Origin of the sequence: Mycobacterium sp. Root135 (assembly GCF_001426545.1) — a bacterium.
GTDB lineage: Bacteria > Actinomycetota > Actinomycetes > Mycobacteriales > Mycobacteriaceae > Mycobacterium.
This window is the reverse complement of record NZ_LMEZ01000006.1, coordinates 755,117-756,833: the sequence shown is the minus strand read 5'-3', so window position 1 is coordinate 756,833 and position 1,717 is coordinate 755,117. Positions and strand designations below refer to the sequence as shown.

General features: G+C 56.1%; 1 rRNA gene. It reads left to right on the top strand.

Annotation, left to right across the window (positions count from 1 at the left end):
* The first annotated feature begins 180 nt into the window (after positions 1–180).
* A 16S ribosomal RNA gene (locus ASD37_RS20245) occupies positions 181–1,697 on the top strand.
* The last annotated feature ends 20 nt before the right edge of the window (positions 1,698–1,717 follow it).

Here is a 1,717-nt window from a genome sequence, read left to right as displayed (position 1 = left end):
TGTTGTTTGAGAACTCAATAGTGTGTTTGGTGGTTTTTGTTTGTTGTTTTTGGCCATCTTGGTGGGGGACTTCCCGTCTTCCTACTGCTTAGGGATGGTTTGTTTTATTTGCCAGTTTTGACTGGTTGTTAGATCAAGTTTCTCTGATTTGCGATGCACCTGGTTTTGCCGGGTTGTTTTTGTTTGGAGAGTTTGATTCTGGCTCAGGACGAACGCTGGCGGCGTGCTTAACACATGCAAGTCGAACGGAAAGGCCCTTCGGGGTACTCGAGTGGCGAACGGGTGAGTAACACGTGGGTGATCTGCCCTGCACTTCGGGATAAGCCTGGGAAACTGGGTCTAATACCGGATATGACCATGRGATGCATGTCTTGTGGTGGAAAGCTTTTGCGGTGTGGGATGGGCCCGCGGCCTATCAGCTTGTTGGTGGGGTTAAGGCCTACCAAGGCGACGACGGGTAGCCGGCCTGAGAGGGTGACCGGCCACACTGGGACTGAGATACGGCCCAGACTCCTACGGGAGGCAGCAGTGGGGAATATTGCACAATGGGCGCAAGCCTGATGCAGCGACGCCGCGTGAGGGACGACGGCCTTCGGGTTGTAAACCTCTTTCAGCACAGACGAAGCGCAAGTGACGGTATGTGCAGAAGAAGGACCGGCCAACTACGTGCCAGCAGCCGCGGTAATACGTAGGGTCCGAGCGTTGTCCGGAATTACTGGGCGTAAAGAGCTCGTAGGTGGTTTGTCGCGTTGTTCGTGAAAACTCACAGCTCAACTGTGGGCGTGCGGGCGATACGGGCAGACTAGAGTACTGCAGGGGAGACTGGAATTCCTGGTGTAGCGGTGGAATGCGCAGATATCAGGAGGAACACCGGTGGCGAAGGCGGGTCTCTGGGCAGTAACTGACGCTGAGGAGCGAAAGCGTGGGGAGCGAACAGGATTAGATACCCTGGTAGTCCACGCCGTAAACGGTGGGTACTAGGTGTGGGTTTCCTTCCTTGGGATCCGTGCCGTAGCTAACGCATTAAGTACCCCGCCTGGGGAGTACGGCCGCAAGGCTAAAACTCAAAGAAATTGACGGGGGCCCGCACAAGCGGCGGAGCATGTGGATTAATTCGATGCAACGCGAAGAACCTTACCTGGGTTTGACATGCACAGGACGTGCCTAGAGATAGGTATTCCCTTGTGGCCTGTGTGCAGGTGGTGCATGGCTGTCGTCAGCTCGTGTCGTGAGATGTTGGGTTAAGTCCCGCAACGAGCGCAACCCCTATCTTATGTTGCCAGCGCGTYATGGCGGGGACTCGTAAGAGACTGCCGGGGTCAACTCGGAGGAAGGTGGGGATGACGTCAAGTCATCATGCCCCTTATGTCCAGGGCTTCACACATGCTACAATGGCCGGTACAAAGGGCTGCGATGCCGTGAGGTGGAGCGAATCCTTTAAAGCCGGTCTCAGTTCGGATCGGGGTCTGCAACTCGACCCCGTGAAGTCGGAGTCGCTAGTAATCGCAGATCAGCAACGCTGCGGTGAATACGTTCCCGGGCCTTGTACACACCGCCCGTCACGTCATGAAAGTCGGTAACACCCGAAGCCGGTGGCCTAACCCTTGTGGAGGGAGCCGTCGAAGGTGGGATCGGCGATTGGGACGAAGTCGTAACAAGGTAGCCGTACCGGAAGGTGCGGCTGGATCACCTCCTTTCTAAGGAGCACCACGAGATC